Source organism: Streptomyces litchfieldiae, from assembly GCF_031845365.1.
GTDB lineage: Bacteria > Actinomycetota > Actinomycetes > Streptomycetales > Streptomycetaceae > Streptomyces > Streptomyces litchfieldiae.
Genome location: NZ_JAVREL010000139.1, coordinates 1 through 415, shown reverse-complemented (window position 1 = coordinate 415; position 415 = coordinate 1). Strand labels below are relative to the sequence as shown.

The following is a 415-nucleotide window of genomic DNA, read 5'->3' as shown; positions in this document are numbered from 1 at the left end:
TGACCGGCCCGCACGCCGTGCGTGGCGGAGCGCGTGCGGGCCCGGCCCAGGGGCGGTGGGCCGGACCCGCTCGCGGTCGCGCCACGCGGTCGCGCCACGCGCTCAGGCCACGGTGTCGGGTACGACCTCGATGAGCGAGGCGTTGAGCTCCTGGGCCAGCGGCACGACCTCGGTGACGCGCAGCCCGGCCCGCGCGCAGAGCGCGGTGGACTCCGCCCGGGTGCGCTGCCGGCCGCCGATCGTGACCAGCATGTGCAGATCCGTCAGATACGGGTTCTCCAGGGCCGCGTGGTTGATGGTGTCCGCGTCGGCCGTGTCGGGCAGTACCGGCTCGGCGATGAGCAGCCTTCCGTGGTCGGGCATCGCCGCCCGGACCCGGCGCAGAATCGTCCAGGCCCTCTCGTCGTCCCAGTTC

At 74.7% G+C, this 415-nt stretch carries 1 protein-coding gene; it reads right to left on the bottom strand.

Translation table 11 applies throughout. The features are described from left to right. Window positions 1-102: 102 nt before the first annotated feature. On the bottom strand, window positions 103-415 hold a 313-nt coding region (locus RM590_RS35770; protein ID WP_311708977.1), incomplete at its 5' end, for a methyltransferase.